General features: G+C 64.8%; 15 protein-coding genes. 3 read left to right on the forward strand and 12 right to left on the reverse strand.

Going from position 1 to position 17246, the window contains the following annotated elements; all coding sequences use genetic code 11:
* Positions 1–11 precede the first annotated feature (11 nt).
* On the reverse strand, positions 12–2504 hold the full coding sequence (locus C7I85_RS26855; protein ID WP_106727078.1) for a heavy metal translocating P-type ATPase: 2493 nt from the start codon (positions 2502–2504) through the stop codon (positions 12–14).
* A gap of 240 nt (positions 2505–2744) precedes the next feature.
* Between C7I85_RS26855 and C7I85_RS26860 the strand changes: the two genes are divergently transcribed.
* Positions 2745–2954 carry a hypothetical protein gene (locus C7I85_RS26860; RefSeq protein ID WP_106727079.1) on the forward strand — a complete coding sequence of 70 codons (210 nt, stop codon included), beginning with the start codon at positions 2745–2747 and terminating at the stop codon, positions 2952–2954.
* A gap of 57 nt (positions 2955–3011) precedes the next feature.
* Here the strand turns inward: C7I85_RS26860 and kynU are convergent, their stop codons facing one another.
* From kynU to C7I85_RS26880, 4 genes are read right to left on the reverse strand one after another with little or no spacing between them, the layout of a single operon-like run.
* Complete coding sequence (kynU, locus tag C7I85_RS26865; protein WP_106727080.1) at positions 3012–4259, reverse strand: kynureninase; 1248 nt, start codon at positions 4257–4259, stop codon at positions 3012–3014.
* A 14-nt stretch (positions 4260–4273) separates the two neighbouring features.
* Positions 4274–5200: an ABC transporter permease gene (locus C7I85_RS26870; RefSeq protein WP_106727104.1), complete on the reverse strand. Its 927-nt coding sequence runs from the start codon at positions 5198–5200 to the stop codon at positions 4274–4276.
* 6 nt (positions 5201–5206) lie between these two features.
* Positions 5207–5986 carry an ABC transporter ATP-binding protein gene (locus C7I85_RS26875; RefSeq protein ID WP_106727081.1) on the reverse strand — a complete coding sequence of 260 codons (780 nt, stop codon included), beginning with the start codon at positions 5984–5986 and terminating at the stop codon, positions 5207–5209.
* Positions 5987–6046: 60 nt separating this feature from the next.
* Positions 6047–7033: an ABC transporter substrate-binding protein gene (locus tag C7I85_RS26880; RefSeq protein ID WP_106727082.1), complete on the reverse strand. Its 987-nt coding sequence runs from the start codon at positions 7031–7033 to the stop codon at positions 6047–6049.
* A gap of 180 nt (positions 7034–7213) precedes the next feature.
* Between C7I85_RS26880 and C7I85_RS26885 the strand changes: the two genes are divergently transcribed.
* Both C7I85_RS26885 and C7I85_RS26890 read left to right on the forward strand, forming a co-directional pair.
* Positions 7214–7978: a GntR family transcriptional regulator gene (locus C7I85_RS26885; protein WP_106727083.1), complete on the forward strand. Its 765-nt coding sequence runs from the start codon at positions 7214–7216 to the stop codon at positions 7976–7978.
* 2 nt (positions 7979–7980) lie between these two features.
* Positions 7981–8958 carry a pyridoxal-phosphate dependent enzyme gene (locus tag C7I85_RS26890; RefSeq protein ID WP_106727084.1) on the forward strand — a complete coding sequence of 326 codons (978 nt, stop codon included), beginning with the start codon at positions 7981–7983 and terminating at the stop codon, positions 8956–8958.
* 24 nt (positions 8959–8982) lie between these two features.
* Here C7I85_RS26890 and C7I85_RS26895 read toward each other — a convergent pair whose 3' ends face one another.
* The 7 genes from C7I85_RS26895 to C7I85_RS26925 form a co-directional block, all read right to left on the reverse strand.
* Positions 8983–10776, reverse strand: a complete 1794-nt coding sequence (locus C7I85_RS26895) for an ABC transporter ATP-binding protein (protein ID WP_106727085.1) — start codon at positions 10774–10776, stop codon at positions 8983–8985.
* Between the two features lie 62 nt (positions 10777–10838).
* Positions 10839–11783: an acetamidase/formamidase family protein gene (locus tag C7I85_RS26900; RefSeq protein ID WP_106727086.1), complete on the reverse strand. Its 945-nt coding sequence runs from the start codon at positions 11781–11783 to the stop codon at positions 10839–10841.
* Positions 11773–13398 (reverse strand): ABC transporter substrate-binding protein, encoded by a 1626-nt coding sequence (locus tag C7I85_RS26905; RefSeq protein WP_106727087.1) that lies wholly within the window; start codon positions 13396–13398, stop codon positions 11773–11775. Before C7I85_RS26905 ends, C7I85_RS26900 begins: the two co-directional genes overlap by 11 nt.
* A 41-nt stretch (positions 13399–13439) precedes the next feature.
* Entirely contained in the window at positions 13440–14360 is a 921-nt protein-coding gene (locus C7I85_RS26910; RefSeq protein WP_106727088.1) for an ABC transporter permease, read from the reverse strand.
* Positions 14360–15253 carry an ABC transporter permease gene (locus C7I85_RS26915; protein ID WP_106727089.1) on the reverse strand — a complete coding sequence of 298 codons (894 nt, stop codon included), beginning with the start codon at positions 15251–15253 and terminating at the stop codon, positions 14360–14362. Before C7I85_RS26915 ends, C7I85_RS26910 begins: the two co-directional genes overlap by 1 nt.
* On the reverse strand, positions 15250–15849 hold the full coding sequence (locus C7I85_RS26920; protein ID WP_106727090.1) for an ANTAR domain-containing response regulator: 600 nt from the start codon (positions 15847–15849) through the stop codon (positions 15250–15252). Before C7I85_RS26920 ends, C7I85_RS26915 begins: the two co-directional genes overlap by 4 nt.
* The gene (locus C7I85_RS26925; protein ID WP_106727091.1) at positions 15846–17015 is read right to left on the reverse strand and encodes a transporter substrate-binding domain-containing protein; all 1170 of its coding nucleotides are present in this window, start codon (positions 17013–17015) and stop codon (positions 15846–15848) included. The genes C7I85_RS26920 and C7I85_RS26925 overlap by 4 nt, the downstream gene beginning before the upstream one ends.
* Between the last annotated feature and the right edge of the window lie 231 nt (positions 17016–17246).

The following is a 17246-nucleotide window of genomic DNA, read 5'->3' on the forward strand; positions in this document are numbered from 1 at the left end:
TTCTCGATCTCCTAGAGTTTCAGCGTGCGCAGCCTGAGCGCATTGGCAATCACCGACACCGACGACAGGCTCATCGCGGCGGCGGCCAGCATGGGCGACAGCAAGATGCCGAAGACGGGGTAGAGCACGCCCGCCGCAATCGGCACGCCGACCGCGTTGTAGACAAAGGCGAAGAACAGGTTTTCCTTGATGTTCCGGATCGTCGCCTGCGCCAGCGTGCGGGCACGCACGATGCCGTTGAGGTCGCCCTTCACCAGCGTGATGCCCGCGCTTTCCATCGCAACGTCAGCGCCGGTGCCCATGGCGATGCCGACATCGGCAGCCGTTAGCGCAAGGGCGTCGTTGACGCCGTCGCCGGCCATGGCGACGATCGAGCCCTTGGCGCGCAGCTCGTCGATCAGCGCCTTCTTGCCTTCGGGCAGCACGTCGGCGCGCACCTCGTCGATGCCGAGCCGCGACGCGACGGCCTTCGCCGTACGCTCATTGTCGCCGGTCGCCATGATGATCTTCAGGCCCTTCTCGTGCAGCGCCCGGATCGCCTCGGCCGTGGTCGGCTTGATCGGATCGGCAACCGCAACGACGCCCGCCAGCTTGCCGTCGACGCCGACGAACATCGCCGTGCGGCCATCGGCGCGCAGCGCGTCGGCCTTGGCGGCGAGACCGTCGCCGTCCACGCTCGCCTCGTCCATCATGGCGCGGTTGCCAAGCGCGACCTTCCTGCCCGCCACGGTGCCGGACACACCCTTGCCGGTGGATGCATGGAAGTCCGTGACATCGACCAGCTTCGCCTTGCGCTCCTGCGCTCCGGCGACGATTGCCTCGGCCAGCGGATGCTCCGATGCTTTTTCGAGGCTGGCGGCCAGCGTCAGAAGTTCGACCTCGTCAAAGCCGTTGGCGGTGACGACATCGGTCAGCACCGGCCGCCCTTCTGTCAGCGTGCCGGTCTTGTCGACGATCAGCGTATCGACATGCGAAAATCGCTCCAGCGCCTCGGCATCCTTGATCAGCACGCCGGCATGTGCACCACGGCCGGTCGCTGTCATGATCGACATCGGCGTGGCAAGGCCCAGCGCACAGGGACAGGCGATGATGAGCACCGACACCGCCGAGACGATGGCGAAGATCATGCTCGGCTCGGGCCCGAAGATGCCCCAGATGACGAAGGCCGCGATCGCCACCGCCACAACGGCCGGCACGAAATAATAGGCCACCCGGTCGGCGAGGCTCTGGATCGGGGCGCGGCTGCGCTGGGCCTTGGCCACCAGCTCCACGATATGCGACAGCATGGTGTCGGCGCCGACCTTCTCGGCCTTCATGATCAGCGCGCCGTTCTTGTTCAGCGTGCCGCCGGTGACGACGTCGCCCTCGGTCTTCTCGACCGGCAGAGACTCGCCCGTGATCATGGATTCGTCCACAGACGAGCGGCCCTCGACCACCGTGCCATCCACCGGCACGCTGTCGCCGGGGCGGATGCGCAGACGGTCGCCGACCTTGACGTCTTCCAGAGGCACGTCGTGTTCGGAACCGTCGGCGCCGATCAGCCGCGCCGTCTTCGGCGCAAGGTTGAGCAGCGCGCGGATCGCCGACCCGGTGCGCTCTCGGGCCTTCAGTTCCAGCACCTGGCCGAGGAAGACCAGCGCGACGATGACCGCGGCGGCCTCGAAATAGACCGGCACGGTGCCGCCATGCCCGCGGAACTCATGCGGAAAGATGCCGGGCGCCAGCGTGGCGACCACGCTGTAGACATAGGCAACGCCTACGCCGAGCGAGATCAGCGTCCACATATTGGGGCTGCGATTGACGATCGATTCATAGCCACGATGGAAGAAGGGCAGCGCCGCCCAAAGCACCACCGGCGTGGCCAGCACCAGCTCGACCCAGACAGCGAATTTTTCGCCCAGCCAGTCGCGCACCGGAAGGCCAACCATCGGGCCCATGGTGAGCACGAGCAGCGGGATCGAGAGCGCAGCACTTACCCACAAGCGGTGCGTGAAGTCGATCAGCTCGGGGTTCGGCCCTTCCTCGCCGGTCGGCACGCCCATCGGTTCCAGCGCCATGCCGCAGATCGGGCAAGAGCCCGGCTTGTCGCGGATGATCTCGGGATGCATCGGGCAGGTATATTGCGTGCCCTTGGGCATCGGCTCGGGTGCCGGCCGGCCGCTGAGATATTTTTCGGGGTCCGCCATAAACTTCGCCTCGCAGCCGGCCGAGCAGAAATAGAAGCCCTGCCCCTCGTGGCGGACAAAATGGCTCGCGCTGGCACGGTCCACCTTCATGCCGCAGACCGGGTCATCCGCCGTGAGATACTTCTCCGGCGCCTTGCTGAACTTGTCGTGGCAGGACGCGCTGCAGAAATGATAGGTGCGGCCGTCATGGTCGGCGGTCGGCTTGCCGGCCGCGGGATCGACGGTCATCCCGCAGACCGGATCGCGAACGATATGCGCCGAGGGCTGCCCGCCGTGGTGATCGCCGCAGCTGTGTCCATGTCCGTGATGATGTTCCATTGCCTTGTTCCGCATCTGCTTGATGTAGGTATGGAAGCTAGGGCTTCCAGTAACTGGAAGGTCAAGGGCAGTGAACGAATATTCCTGAACGGTTGACAAAGCGGACAAGTTGCCTCTTCCAAGGAAGAGGGTTGCGAAAGGGCCCGCCGGCGCAATCGGCCGTGATGAGGTCCGGTTCGTGCTCGGAATGTTCAATCAGCGCATGGGTTCGTGATTGGTGCGCTGGGAAAAGGAGTGCCGATGAAACGTGTCGAGCTGCATGCTCGCCTGAAGGCCGCGCAAAAGCACGAGCTGGTCAGGGGCAAGGACATCACGACCTTGACGGCGTTCATGGACAACAAGGCACTCGAAGAGCACATAGAGCACTACGAGCAGCTCATCGAAAATCACGGAAAGAAAAACGGGAAGGAAGCGCAATCAGGCTCCCTTCCCGAGAATTCGGATAACTGAGGCGGGAAGCGATTTCCCGGCCTGGAACGGCAGCGCCAAAACCCTGCCGCAACTCCGTCAGGTGACGGCGGCGCGAACCGCGAAGCGCTTGTCCTGCCAGGCACCGGTCGCGAGGATGTCGCGCAGCACTTCCACCGCATCCCATACATCGCGATAACCGACATAGAGCGGCGTGAAGCCGAAACGCATGACGTTCGGCGCGCGGAAGTCGCCGATGACGCCACGCTCGATCAGCGCCTGCATGATCTCATACGAATTCTCATGCGAGAACGAGACCTGGCTGCCGCGCCGCGCGCCCTCGCGCGGGCACTCCAGCTTGACGCCGAATTCGCCGCACCGGGCCTCGACGAGCTCGATGAACAGGTCGGTCAGCTCGATGCTCTTCTTGCGCAGCAGGTCGAGATCGACATCGTCCCACACGTCGAGCGCGCCCTTCAGCGCCCTAAGCGACAAGATCGGCTGCGTGCCGCACAGGAAGCGGCGGATGCCGGGGCTGGCCTCATAGCCCTGCGTGAAGGCAAACGGCCTGGCATGGCCCCACCAGCCAGACAGCGGCTGCTGGATCTGGTCGTGATGGCGCTTGGCTGCATAGACGAAGGCCGGGGCGCCTGGGCCGCCATTGAGGTACTTGTAGGTGCAGCCCACGGCCAGATCGGCATTGGCGCCGTTGAGGTCGACCGGCATGGCGCCTGCCGTATGGCAGAGGTCCCACACCACCAGCGCGCCGACCGCGTGCGCCTTGGCGGTCAGCGCCGCCATGTCACGCAGCTCGCCCGACTTGTAGTTGACGTGGTTGACCAGAACCACGGCCACGCTGTCGTCGATCAGGTCCTCGATGTTCTCGGCAGCGACGCCTTCGAGGCGGATGGTCACGCCGGGGCGCGTCGCGGCAACACCCTCGGCCATGTAGAGGTCGGTCGGGAAGCTCGAGCCCTCGGCGACGATCACCGAGCGGTCCGGCCGCATCGACAGCGCCGCATGCAGGGCCTTGTAGATATTGGTCGAGGTGGTGTCGCAGACCACGGTTTCGCCGGGCTCGGCGCCGATCAGCCGGCCGACCTTGTCGCCCAGCTCCAGGGTGAGGTCGAACCAGCCGGCTTTGTTCCAGCTGCGGATCAGGCCCTCGGCCCATTCTTCCTTGGCCGCCTTCTCGAGCTCGATGAAGACATCCTTCGAGGCCGCGCCAAGCGAATTGCCATCGAGATAGATCACGCCCTTGGGCAGCACGAAGCGGTCGCGCATATGGCGCAGCGGGTCGGCGGCGTCGCGTGCCTCGATCGCCGCCAGGTCGGGAATTGCAGTCATGATAGTCGCTGTCCTTATTCGCGGAAGGTTTCGCGGGCCGGAGCTCCTGCGCCGCGGCTGCGGCGCAGGCTCGGCAACGCCAGCATGGCAAGCACGAACAGACCCGTGGCAAGCTTGAGATCGGGGGGCGGCATGCCCGCGGCAAGGCAGAGCGACACCAGCTGGTAGTAGACGACGGCGCCGACGAAAGGCGCCGTCAGCTGGCGCCAGACGGTCTGCTTGCCGACGATGGCCTCGCCGATCATCAAAGCGGCCAGGCCGTTGATGAGGATGCCGAGGCCCATATTGACGTCGGCAAAACCCTGCGACTGCACCATCACCGCGCCGCTGAGCGCCGAGAAGGCACCGGCCAGGCCGACGCCGCCGATGGTAGCGGCCCAGACATTGATGCCCTGCGCCTCGGCCATGTCGGGATTGGCGCCTACGGCGCGAACGGCCGTGCCCTGCTCGGTCTTGAAGAACAGATTGAGCACGATGAACACGACGAGCGCGAGCAGGCCTGCCGCGACGATCTTGCTGACCGGGAAGCCCGGCTGCGCGAACGGCACCCAGTCGAACACGGTGGGCGAGCCGAACACCGACAGGTTGGACTTACCCATGATGCGCAGATTGATGCTGTAGAGCATCGTCATCATGAGAATGCCGGCCAGCAGCGTGTGGATGCGGAAGCGCAGGTGGATGAAGGCCGTGCAGCAGCCGGCGACGAAGCCCGCAAGCAATGCGCAGCTGATGGCCGTCACCGGCGAGGCGCCGCCTGCCAGCAGCACGCCGCAGACGCAGCCGCCGAGCGGAAACGCGCCTTCGCTGGTGAGGTCGGGGAAGCTCAGCATGCGGAACGGGATCATGATCCCGAGCACGACGAAGCTGAGGATCAGGCTCTGCGCGAGCGTGACGGGAATGAGCGAGATGAAGCTCGCAAAGGTGGTTTGAACAAAATCCATCATCGGTCAGCTCGCCAGCAACATGCGGTCGGTCTTCACGGAGAAGTGGCCGATCAGATCGGGAACGGTGACTTTGGCTTTCTCCTCGCCCGCGATTTCGAGGCGGACGCGGCCGGCGTCCAACATGATCACGCGATGGCCGAAATCGACCGCGTGCTGCATGTTGTGCGTCACCATGAGAGTGGTGAGTTTCAGCGCGTCCACGGCGCGCACGGTGGCATCCATGACGATGTCGGCCGTGCGCGGATCGAGCGCTGCCGTGTGCTCATCGAGCAGCAGCAGATCGGGCGAGCCGCCCACCGCCATGATCAGCGACAGCGACTGGCGCTGGCCGCCCGAAAGCAGCTCCACGCGGGTATCCATCCGGTTCTCCAGCCCAAGGCCGAGAATGGAAAGACGCTCGCGATATGTAGCCAGACGCGCGGCGGTCAGGCCGCGGCGCAGCGTGCGCCTGGTGCTGCGCAGATCGGCGAGCAGCATGTTCTCGGCCACCGTCATCGAGGCGGCGGTGCCCTTCATCGGGTCCTGGAAGACGCGTGCCAGCCGAACCGCGCGCTTGTGCACGGGCATGTTCGACACGTCGCTGCCATTGACCAGGATCTGCCCGGAATCGAGGCCCAGTGAGCCGGAAATCGCATTGAGCATGCTGCTCTTGCCGGCGCCGTTGGAGCCGATGACGACCCCGAATTCGCCGGTGGCGAGCTTGAGATTGAGCCCATCGAGGGCGATCTTTTCGTCGGCCTGGCCGCGATAGAATGTTTTTCGCGCAGAGCGGATTTCCAGCACTGCTTCCTCCCTGGAATAGAACGGCGGCGCGAAAAGCGCCGCCGTATCGCTATCGACGAGTTAGTCGACGAAGCAGTTGCAGTTTTCCATGTCCGCCGGCAGCTCGGCGCCGAAGGCCTTCAGCGTGGCCTTGTTGATCAGCGGAGCATGGTCCTCATAGGCCGGACGGCTCGGCGCGATGGTCTTGGGGTCGGCGCCCTTCAGGATCTGCGCGGCGATCTTGCCGGCATTGATGCCGACCTGCGTGTAGTTGACGGCGAAGCTGGCGGGCACGATGCCCTTGCGCACCGCGTCGTCATCCGAATTCACGATCGGGATACCGGCCTGGCGCGCGGCGGCCGACACGGCGGCAACGGCGGGCTGCAGCAGGTTCGACGCCGGCGTGTAGATCACGTCGGCCTTGCCGGCGAAGGAGGCGATGCGCTGCTGGATGTCGTTGACGTTGTCGACGCCCACTTCGACCACTTCGAAGCCCTGGGCCGGAGCGGCTTCCTTGATCTTGTTGAGCAGGGCGACGTCATTGGCCTCGCCCGGATTGTAGGGCACGCCGAAGCGCTTGGCGTTCGGCAGCAGCTTGTGCGCGAAGGCCATGACGGCCGAAACGTCCTGCAGGTCGGTGGCGCCGGTGATGCCTTCGTCGCCAGCTTCCCACGACGGAACCAGATTGGCCGCGACCGGATCGGTGACGGCGGTGAAAACGATCGGAATGCCCGAGCCGGCCAGCGCCTTCTTGGCGATCTGCGAAACCGGCGTGGTGACGGTGTAGATCAGCTTCGGGTTGTCGGCCTGAAGCTTGGCGATCATCTGCGGCACCAGCGAGGCGTCGAAATTGGTGTGGCTTTCCGTGTAGACGACGTCCTTGCCCTCGACGAAGCCGGCTTCGGTCAGCGCCTGCTTGAAGCCCGCGATCGAGGCGTTGAGCTGCGGATGCTCGCCGAAATTGGCGATGCCGATCTTGATCGGATCGGCGAGAGCCGAGCCAATGCCCGCCACGAAAACGCCGGCCGCGACGATGCCGCGCAACCAGCCGGTCCTTGCCTTGTTCATGTCATTCCTCCCGATTCATAATCTGCCGCGGAAGCCCGCGGGCTCGCAGCACCGGCTGCGATTGGGAGGGATCATAACCGGCGCAAAACACCTGTCAAACAATTATATATAATTCTTGCGAAGCAGCCGCATGATATATAACCCTACGGCAGAAGGATCGCGCCAGCAGGATCGAACCGGATGCAGAACGGCGAACATACCACCAAGACGGAAGCGGCCTATCAGACGCTTCGGCGCGACATACTGGCCACGCGCCTGAGCCCCGGCTCACCGCTGAAACTTGGGGCTTTGCGCAGCGCCTACGGCATGGGCTGGACGCCCTTGCGCGAAGCGCTGTCGCGGCTTGAAGCCGAGCATCTGGTCACCGCCATAAGCAATCGCGGCTTCGCCGTCGCCCCCGTCTCACGCGCCGAGCTGGAAGACCTTACGAGAGCGCGGCAGGTTGTGGAAGTGCCGCTCCTCGTCGAGTCGATCGAAAACGGCGGCAGCGACTGGGAAGAGGCGGTCGTGACGGCGCATTATCGCCTGTCGCGCTGCAAGCTCGCGGTCGACGATCCATCCGACGACGCCGTCAACGAATGGGACGAGAAGCACCAGGCCTTTCATGCCGCACTGCTGAGCGCTGCGAAGTCACAGTGGCTGCTGCGCTTCCGCGAAACGATTACCGACCAGCTGCGCCGGCACCATCGCTTCCTCGGACTTGCGCCGACGCTGCGCGCCGCTGCCGGCCTCAAGAACGGCTATGAGGAAGCCGTGGCTGCCCTGCGCGAGGCCATGGCATTGGAACACCACACCGAACTGATGGAAGCCGCGCTCGACCGCGATGTGGAACGCGCGAAGGCCTTGATGACCGAGCACATCGGCTACACGCTGCACGTCTACATCCACGCCGAAGAAGAGCGGTCGAGCTCCACGCCTCCCGCGAGCAACGGAAAAACCATCTGATCATGACCGAGAAGACCGCTCCCCGTCCCCCGACGCTGGACGAGGTTCGTGCTGCGCGCGAACGACTGGCCCCGCATCTTGCCCGCACGCCGCTGGTCCATCTCGACCTCGGCCTGCCCGACCGGAAGATCTTCCTCAAGCTCGAAACCTTCTCGCCCATCGGCGCCTTCAAAATCAGGCCGGCACTCAATGCGGTACTGACGCGCGATCCCGCAGCGCTGCGTAACGGCGTCGCCACCATCAGCTCCGGCAACATGGCCTATGGCATGGCCTGGGCCGCGCGCCACGTCGGCGTGCCGATGGCCGCCTACATGTATGCCGACGCGCCGAAGACGAAGATCGAAGGCGTGCAAAAACTCGGCGGCGAGGTCCGCTTCATCTCGCACGAGGCCTGGTGGCAGTACATCACCGATGCGGAGCGCCCCGATATCGCCGAGCTCATCATCAATCCGGTGACCGACCAGGCCGTGCTTACCGGCAACGGCACCATCGGCATGGAGATCGTCGAGGACCTGCCGGACGTCGACTGCGTGCTGACGCCCTATGGCGGCGGCTCGATGACCAGCGGCGTCGGAAGCGCCGTGAAGGCGCTGCGGCCGGAGACAAAAGTCTTTGCCGTGGAAGGCGAGCACGCCGCGCCGGTCACGGCCTCGCTGGCCTTGGGCCGCATCGCGGAGGTCGAGACCACGCCGGCCTTCATCAAGAGCATCGGCGGCCCGTCCCTGTTGCCGCAGATGTGGCCGCTAGTGCGGGACCTGATCGACGGCACGGCCGTGGTGACGCTGGCTCAGGTGGTCGAGGCGATGCGCCTGCTGTTTTCCAAGGCGAAGATGGTGGCGGAAGGCGCCGGCGCGGCCGCACTTGCTGCCGCGATGACCAGCGAGCACGCCAGGGGCAATGTCGTCTGCGTCATCTCCGGCGGCAATGTCGACGCCGAAGATTTTATCAAGGTGTTGCGCGGCGAGATCCCGTCGGCTTGACCGGGGACCGGCGCTAGGCCGGTCTCAGCTCCAGACCGTGTGGCCGCCGCCAATATCCTGGCGCGTCAGCACCGGCGGCACATAGCTCAGATCTTTTACGGGGCTCGGCAGCTCGCCATCGGCGGGCACGAAGGCCTTGCGCGGGCGATCCGGATCGGCCACCGGCACGGCCTCCATCAGCCGCTTGGTATAGGGGTGCTGCGGGTTTTCGAATACCTGCGCGCGCGTACCGGATTCAACGAAGCGGCCCATATACATCACCGCCACGCGGTGGCTGATCTGCTCCACCACCGCCATGTCATGGCTGATGAACAGATAGGATATGCCGGTCTCGTTCTGGATGTCCTGCAAGAGGTCCAGCACCTGCGCCTGGATCGACACGTCGAGTGCGGCCACGCTTTCGTCGGCCACGATCACCTTGGGAGACAGCGAAAGCGCCCGCGCAATGCAGATGCGCTGCCGCTGGCCGCCGGAGAATTCGTGCGGATAGCGCTTCATCTGGTCGGCCGAGAGGCCGGTGCGGCGGAACAGATATTCGACGCGGTCGGTGAGTTCCGAACCCGACGCCAGCCCGTGGATCACCAGCGGCTCGGCCACCAGATCGCCCACCCGCATGCGCGGGTCGAGCGAGGCGTAAGGGTCCTGGAAAATCATCTGGATGTCGCGCAGCACCTGCTTGCGCTCGGGGCCCGTGAGACCGGCCGTCTCCTTGCCGCCGACGCGGATATTGCCGCGCCATGGAATGAGGTTGAGCAGAGCCTTGCCGGTGGTCGACTTGCCGCAGCCGGATTCGCCGACCAGCGACAGCGTCTCGCCCGGCTTGATCTGGAAGGTCACGCCTTCCACCGCATGCACGCGCTTGATCGGGCGCTGCAGGATGCCGCCCTTGATGTCGAAGCGCACGACAAGGTTTTCCACGTCGACGACCGGCGCCATGGCATCCGGCTTTGCCGCTGCCTCGGGCTTCTTCGGCGCGGCGGGTGCGCGCTTGGGCTGGGTGGTGCCGGTCATCTCGCCGAGACGCGGAACGGCGGCGAGCAGGTCTTTGGTGTAGGTGTCGGCGGGCGTTTCGAAGATCCGCTTCAGCGGGCCGCTTTCGACCTCCCTGCCCCGGTTCATGACCAGCACATGATCGGCCATCTCGGCCACGACGCCCATGTCATGGGTGATGAGAATGACCGAAACGCCGTTCTCGGCCTGCAGCTTGCGGATCAGCGCCAGGATCTGCGACTGCACGGTCACGTCGAGCGCGGTGGTCGGCTCGTCGGCGATCAGGATCTGCGGGCTCTGGGCAAGCGCGATCGCGATCATCACGCGCTGGCGCATGCCGCCCGAAAGTTCGTGCGGATACTGGTCGAGCCGGCGCGCGGCATCCGAGATCTGCACCTGATCCAGCAGATCCTTGGCCTTGCGCCGCGCTTCGGCCGCCGAAACCGGCTTGTGGGCCGCGATCGCTTCAGCCAGCTGGCGCCCGACGGTCAGCACTGGGTTCAGCGAGGTCATCGGCTCCTGGAAGATCATGCCGATATGACGGCCGCGCACCTGGCGCATCTGACCTTCGGAGAGAGCCAGGATGTTCTGGCCGTTGAGAATGGCTTCGCCCGAGGCGACGCGCGCCATGGGCTTGGGCAGGAGCTGCATGAGCGACAGCGCGGTCATCGACTTGCCCGATCCGCTTTCGCCGGCGATGCACAGCGTCTCGCCGCGTCCCAGATCGAAGGACAGGCGGTCGACAACGATCTTCGCACCCTGCGGCGTCGCCACCTGGGTCACGAGGTTCCTGACGCTGAGCAGCGTATCCTGCTGTGGCTTGTTCATGCTGCTGATTAGCTCCGAGAGGGGGAGCGGGACGCGGGACTCTCGGCCCGCGTCCCACGATTTCATTCGAAAACGACGCGCGGGAAATAGAACGACACGACCCAGTTGGGCATGTCGACGATTTCGCTGATCCGGAGATCGCCGCAGACCGAGCACAGCATGTAGGCGTCTTCCGCCGACAATCCGTGCTGCTTTCCAAGCAGGTCGACCATGTTGGCGACCGCAGCCTTGGCACCACTCATCAGGTCCGGGCCGATGCCGGTGGTGACCTCGTAGCCCTTGGCGTCGAGATGGCGCGTGACCGGTCCCGGCGTGGTGAAGCGCGGCATGGAGAGGTTGGCGTCCTTCACCACGTCGAGCGTCACCGCCACGTTCATAGCGCTTTCGATCGCCGTGCCGCAGACTTCGCCGTCGCCCTGCGCGGCGTGCGTATCGCCGATGGAGAACAGCGCGCCTTCCACCTCGACCGGCAGATAGAGCGTCGTGCCAGCTGCGATGTCGCGGATGTCGAGATTGCCGCCCACACGGCGCGGCGGAACCACCGAATGCAGGCCGTGCTCGGCAGGCGCCACGCCGATGGTGCCCGCAAAGGGCTTCAGCGGCACGCGCGCGTGCTTGCCGAACAGCGCCGGCTCGAGCGTTGCTGCGTCATACTTCCACAGCGCCAGCGCCGGCTCCTTGAACTGGTCGGCGAGCAGGCCGAAGCCCGGAATGTTCGCCGTCCAGCCAAAACCCGAAGGCTCGAACTGATGGATCGTGATCTTCAACGCGTCGCCCGGCTTGGCCCCATCGACATAGATGGGACCGGTGACCGGATTGACCTTCGAGAAGTCCAGCGTCGAGACGTTGGCAACGGTGCTGTCCGGCTTGAAATGGCCGGAGCCGCTGTCGACGCATTCGAACTTGAGCGTCGAGCCCGGCGTCACCTTCTCGACGGGCGGGATCGAACGATCCCACCCGAAGTGATGCTGCCTGCCGTGGATGGTATAGTCGCAGTTACTGCACATCTTTTGCGTAGACCTGATCGTAGTTGACGGGGATGTGGACCGGGTCGACGAACAGCTCGTCGGCACCGCCGATGCGCGAGGAGCGGATGGTGAAGCGCTCTTCGTTGAACACCGGGGCCCACGGCGCGTCTTCCATGATCTTCAGGTAGATGTCGCGCCACATGGCTTCGCGCTCTTCCTTCTTGGCCGGATCGACGATCGAGTCGGCCTCGGCGGCCTTCTTCTCGAGATCCTCGTTGCAGTACCAGGACCAGTTCCAGCCGCCCTGCACCGCGCCGCCGCAGCCCAGGATCGGGCCGTAGAAGTTGGACGGATCCGGGAAGTCGGCGATCCAGCCCATGCCGCCCGACCAGATCATCGGCGCGCCATCCGGCTCGCCGCCGGCGGCGATCACGTTGGCCTGCGCCAGCGACTTGATGGAAGCCTTGATGCCGATGGCCGCGAGATCCTGCTGGATGGCCTGTGCGATGCGCGGCTGCGGGTCGGTGTTGGCGACGAACAGCTCGGTCTCGAAGCCGTCGGCGAGGCCGGCCTCGGCCAGCAAGGCCTTGGCCTTGTCGACGTCATACGGATAGCCGGCGTAGTCCTTGGCGTAGCCCGGCATGGACGGCGGCAGCGGCTGGTTGGCCGGAACCGCGCGACCGTTGATGATGCGGACGATGCGATCCTTGTTGATCGCCATGTTCACCGCCTGGCGCACCTTGACGTTGTCGAACGGCTTGATCTTGACGTTCATGGTGACGTAGCCGGTGTGCAGCTGGCCGCCCTGGATGATCAGGTCCTTGAAGTTCGGGTCGTTCTTGACCTCGACGAACTTCGCCGGCGGGATGCCGTCGCCCGGAATGTCGACCTCGCCCTTCTGCAGGCGCATCAGCGCGACGACCGGCTCCTGGCCGACCTCGAACACGATCTGGTCGAGCTTGGGCAGACCCTTGTTCCAGTAGTCGTCGAAGCGCTGGAAGACGAGCTTCTGGCCGAGCGACCATTCGGCCAGCTTGAAGGCGCCGGAACCGACCGGATGCTTGCCGAAGTCGGCGCCCCACTTCTCCACCTCTTCCTTCGGCACGACGAGCGAGAAGTTGATCGCCATCACGTGCAGGAAGGTGGCGTCCGGGCGCGAAAGCTCGAACTTGATGGTGTAGGGATCGACGACCGTGATGCCGGAGAGGCCGTCGGCCTTGCCTTCGGAAGCTTCCTGGAAGCCGACGATGGAGCCGAAGAAGCCGGCGCCCGGGCTCTGCGTCTTCGGGTTGACGACGCGGTCGATGGAGTACTTTACGTCCTCGGCCGTCAGTTCGCGGCCGTTCTGGAACTTCACGCCTTTATGCAGGGTGAAGGTGAAGGTCTTGCCGTCTTCCGAGATCGTATAGTCTTCGGCGAGGGCCTTCTTGAGGTTCGTCGTGCCGGGCTCATAGTCCATCAGGCCGCTGAACAGCGACTTGATCATCGACCAGTTCTGCCAGTCGTAGCCGATCGCGGGGTCGAGCGTGGAGACGTCGTCCTTGTAGGTGACGGTCATCGAGCCGCCCTGCTTGATGTCGTCGGCCATGACGGGGCTGGCGAATGCCAGCGCGAGAGCGAGCGCCGCGACGCCCTTGAGAAGCTGTGTCTTCATCTTTTCTGTTCCTACTCCAGGGTTATTGTTTTCAGTGGACTTCAACGAAGCTTGATGCGCGGGTCGACCCACGGCGCGATGAGATCGGCCAGGAGGTTGCCCAGCACGATGGCGAAGGCCGAGATCATGGTGACGCCCATGATGATCGGAATGTCGATGCGCTGGATGGCCTGCCAGGCAAGCTGCCCGATGCCAGGCCAGCCGAACACGCTTTCGACCACCACGATGCCCGACATGAACAGGCCGATGTCGATGCCGATCATGGCGATGATCGGCAGGATGGCGTTGGGGATGGCGTGGCCGAACAGGATCTTGGCGCGCGTCAGGCCCTTGGCGCGGGCGGTGCGGATGTAGTCCTGCCTGAGCACGTCGATGAGCGAGGAGCGCATCATGCGCGAATACCAGCCGGCGCCGAGGAAGCCGAGCGTGATCGACGGCAGCACCAGATGCTTGAACGTGCCGTAGCCGCCGATCGGGAACCAGCCGAGCTGCACCGCAAAGACGTAGAGAAGCAGGATGCCGATGACGAACTGCGGCGCCGAAACGCCGACGAAGGAGACGATCATCAGGCCGTTGTCGGTCTTGCTGCCGCGCTTCAGCGCCGCCACCACGCCCATGGTGAGGCCGAGCAGCAGCTCGCAGAAGATGGCGCCGCACATCAGAAGTAGGCTCGCCGGCAGGCGCGACCGGATGAGTTCAGCCACTTCCGTCTTCTGCAGGTAAGAGCGGCCGAAATCGCCGTGCAGCAGGCCGGTGAGATAGCGCAGATACTGCTCGTAGAACGGCAGGTTGAGGCCAAGCTGCTGGCGGATGTTCTCGACCGTCTGGGCGGTGGCGCTGCGGCCGGCGATCTGGCGCGCCGGATCGGCGGGCACCAGATAGAGCAGCACGAAGGTGACGAGGCTGATCCCGAGCAGGATCAGAACCGTCTGCAGCAGGCGGCGGGCAACGTAGGCGAGCATCAGTGGTGGCCCTGCTGTGTCGGGTCGAGGATGTCGCGCAGCGCGTCACCGACCAGGTTGAAGGCAAGGGCCAGCAGCAGGATCGCAGCGCCCGGAATGAACACCAGCCACGGCGCGCTGGTGAAATAGGTCTGGTTCTCGAAGATGATGTTGCCCCAGGACGGGATCGGCGGCTGAACGCCGATGCCGAGGAAAGACAGCGTCGCCTCGAGCAGCACCGTGGTGGCGATGCCGAGCGTGGCCCACACGATGATGGTGGAGAGCTGGTGCGGCAGGATGTGGCGCAGCATGATGCGCATGTGCCCCGCCCCCATCGCGCGCTCGGCGTCGATGAAGTCGCGCTCGGCCAGCGAACGGGTCTCGGTGTAGATGACGCGGGCGATCTGCACCCAGTTGACCATGGCGATCACCATGGCGACGATCCACAGGCTCGGCGTGAAGATGGCCGCCAGCACGATGGCGAGCAGCAGAGCCGGAAACGCCATCATCAGGTCGGTGAAGCGCATCAGGATCGTCTCGACCCAGCCGCGGAAATAGCCCGCGCAGATGCCGACCACCGAGCCGGTGAACACCGCCAGGCCATTGGCGACGATGCCGATGATGAGCGAAGTGCGCGCGCCGTAGATCAGCCGGCTGAACAGGTCGCGCCCGACGAGATCGGTGCCGAACCAGAACTGCGCATCGGGCGGCAGCGGCGCGCCTTCGAGGCTGAGGCCCTCGAAGAACTGCTCGTAAGGATCATGGGGCACGATCCATGGACCGAAGACCGCCGCGAAAACCGCGATGGCGATGACGACCAGCCCGAAGACCGCGAGCGGCCGCCGGATGAGCCGGCCCAGCACGCCCCGCTGGGCAGCCACTGGCGCGGCAGGAGAAACTTCGACCGCGCTCATAGGGCTTCCCGCATATCGCTGATGGTTTCGACGAGGCGCGCGGCCATGGTTTCGAGCGTCATCCGCTCGGCCATCGCCGTAAGCCTCAGCTTCTGGAACGCCGCCTTGGCGCTGATGTTGTCGCGCACCATGAGAATGGCGGTGGCCTCGGCCAAAAGCTCACGGCTTTCGAGGCGCGCACGCAGGGCAGCGATCTCGGAGGTCATGGCCTGCCGGCGCTCAAAACCGTGCGAGGCCGCCACCAGCGCGCTGTAGAGGCCGGCGCTGCCGATGGGCTTCAGCATCTGCGCGTCGGCGCCCTGGCGCATGGCCCAGGAGACGCGGCCCGGCGCTTCGGAGCCGATCAGCGCGATCACCGGGATGGGCGCCCCGCCCGGCTTCCAGGGAAACTGGTCGTCATAGCCCATGTCGGCGTCGATCAGCACCACGTTGAAGCGGTCGAGCTCCGGCAGGTCGGTGATCTCGGGCCAGTAATGCGATGCCGCCACGCCGATGCGTTCGAACTGCGTCAGCAGCGCGTCGACATTGGGGTGCGGCTGGTGAACGACCAGCGCGCGCCAGCCGACGAAGGAGGGGGTTGGCCTCATATCGTTCATTGAACAACCCTCAGATGTGGAGCCTTGGCGGGAGACATGGCCTCCGCGCCGGGAATGCCGAGGCGAGAGCGGGTCAGGAACGGATCGGGCTCGATCGCTCCGCCTGCCTCGAAAACGACGTCGAAGTCGCCATCGGCGCGTGCCCGGCCGATATGGGCCGGCATCAGCACGTGATTGGTGCGCGCATCGACGATGCTCTCGCCGAACGGCGTCGAGAAAGGATGGGTCTTCGCCGCGGCCAGAACCTCGGCGATGTCGTCGGTGCCGGCCTGCCGGATCGCATTGGCGATCAGCATCACGCTGGCATAGGCCTCGACGAAGAAGGCCGTCACCGGATGAGTGCCCTGCTTGCCGGCCACCTGCTGCAGGAAGGCGCGGTTGGCTTCGCCCGACAGCGACTGGAAATAGCAGCTCACCGTATAATGTCCGGCGATCGATGGTCCGAGCAGAGCAGCCTCGCCCTCATAAAGATTGCAGCTCAGCACCGGCCGCACGCCCGCGGCAAAGGCGGGATCGGCAAGCCCGAGCTCATGATAGGCCTTCAGGAAGGCATGGGAGGACGGGCCGATGAGGTTGTTGAGGATGAAGTCCGGCTTCTTGGCCTTGATCTCGGCCACGATGTGATGGATCTCGACATCGCCGATCGGCACATTGCGCTCGCCCAGCACCCGGCCGCCCGAATGGTGCAGCACCTCGCGGGCAATGCGGTTCATCTCCCAGCCCCAGATGTAGTTCGAGCCGGTCAGGAAGGCGTTCCGGCCGAAGCGCGGCACGACGTAGTCGAGCAGCGGCAGCAGGTGCTGGTTGGGGCTTGCGGCGATGTATACGACGTTCTCGCTTGCCTCGAAACCTTCGTAGACGCACGGATACCAGAGCAGCGCGTCGGCCTTCTCTACGACCGGGATAACTTCCTTGCGGCTCCAGGATGTGGTGCAGCCCACGACATGGCGCAGCCCGGTCCGCTTGATCATGTCGCGGCAAAGGCCGGCATAGCGATCGGTATTGCCCTCGGGGTCGGCGTCATGGGGGACGAGTTCGAACGGATATTCACCGCTGGCGTTCACCGTCTCGATCGCCGCCAGGGCCCCATAGAAGCCCTGCTGACCCAGCGCCCAATAGAGGCCGGACCGTGAAAACAGCAGACCGATCGGTATCGAACTTCCCATATCCTCCTGACATTCCTCCAAATGCAAACGACCCCATTCGCGGAACGCAAATTCCGGAACGAGGCCCAAATGCCTAGCGAATTCTGATTTTCGGGCTTTATCTTTCGGCCTCGACCCTCTCTGTCAAGAAGATTCTGGCCGCAGCTAGGCGCGACCAGCAATTTTGAGGGTGCGAATTGCCGCAGTTAGGCAATTAACATGCGCCCGGCGGTGATCGCGAGAAAGAAAGCG

The sequence above is a fragment of the Pseudaminobacter soli (ex Li et al. 2025) genome, assembly GCF_003012705.1.
GTDB classification, from domain to species: Bacteria; Pseudomonadota; Alphaproteobacteria; order Rhizobiales; family Rhizobiaceae; genus Pseudaminobacter; species Pseudaminobacter soli.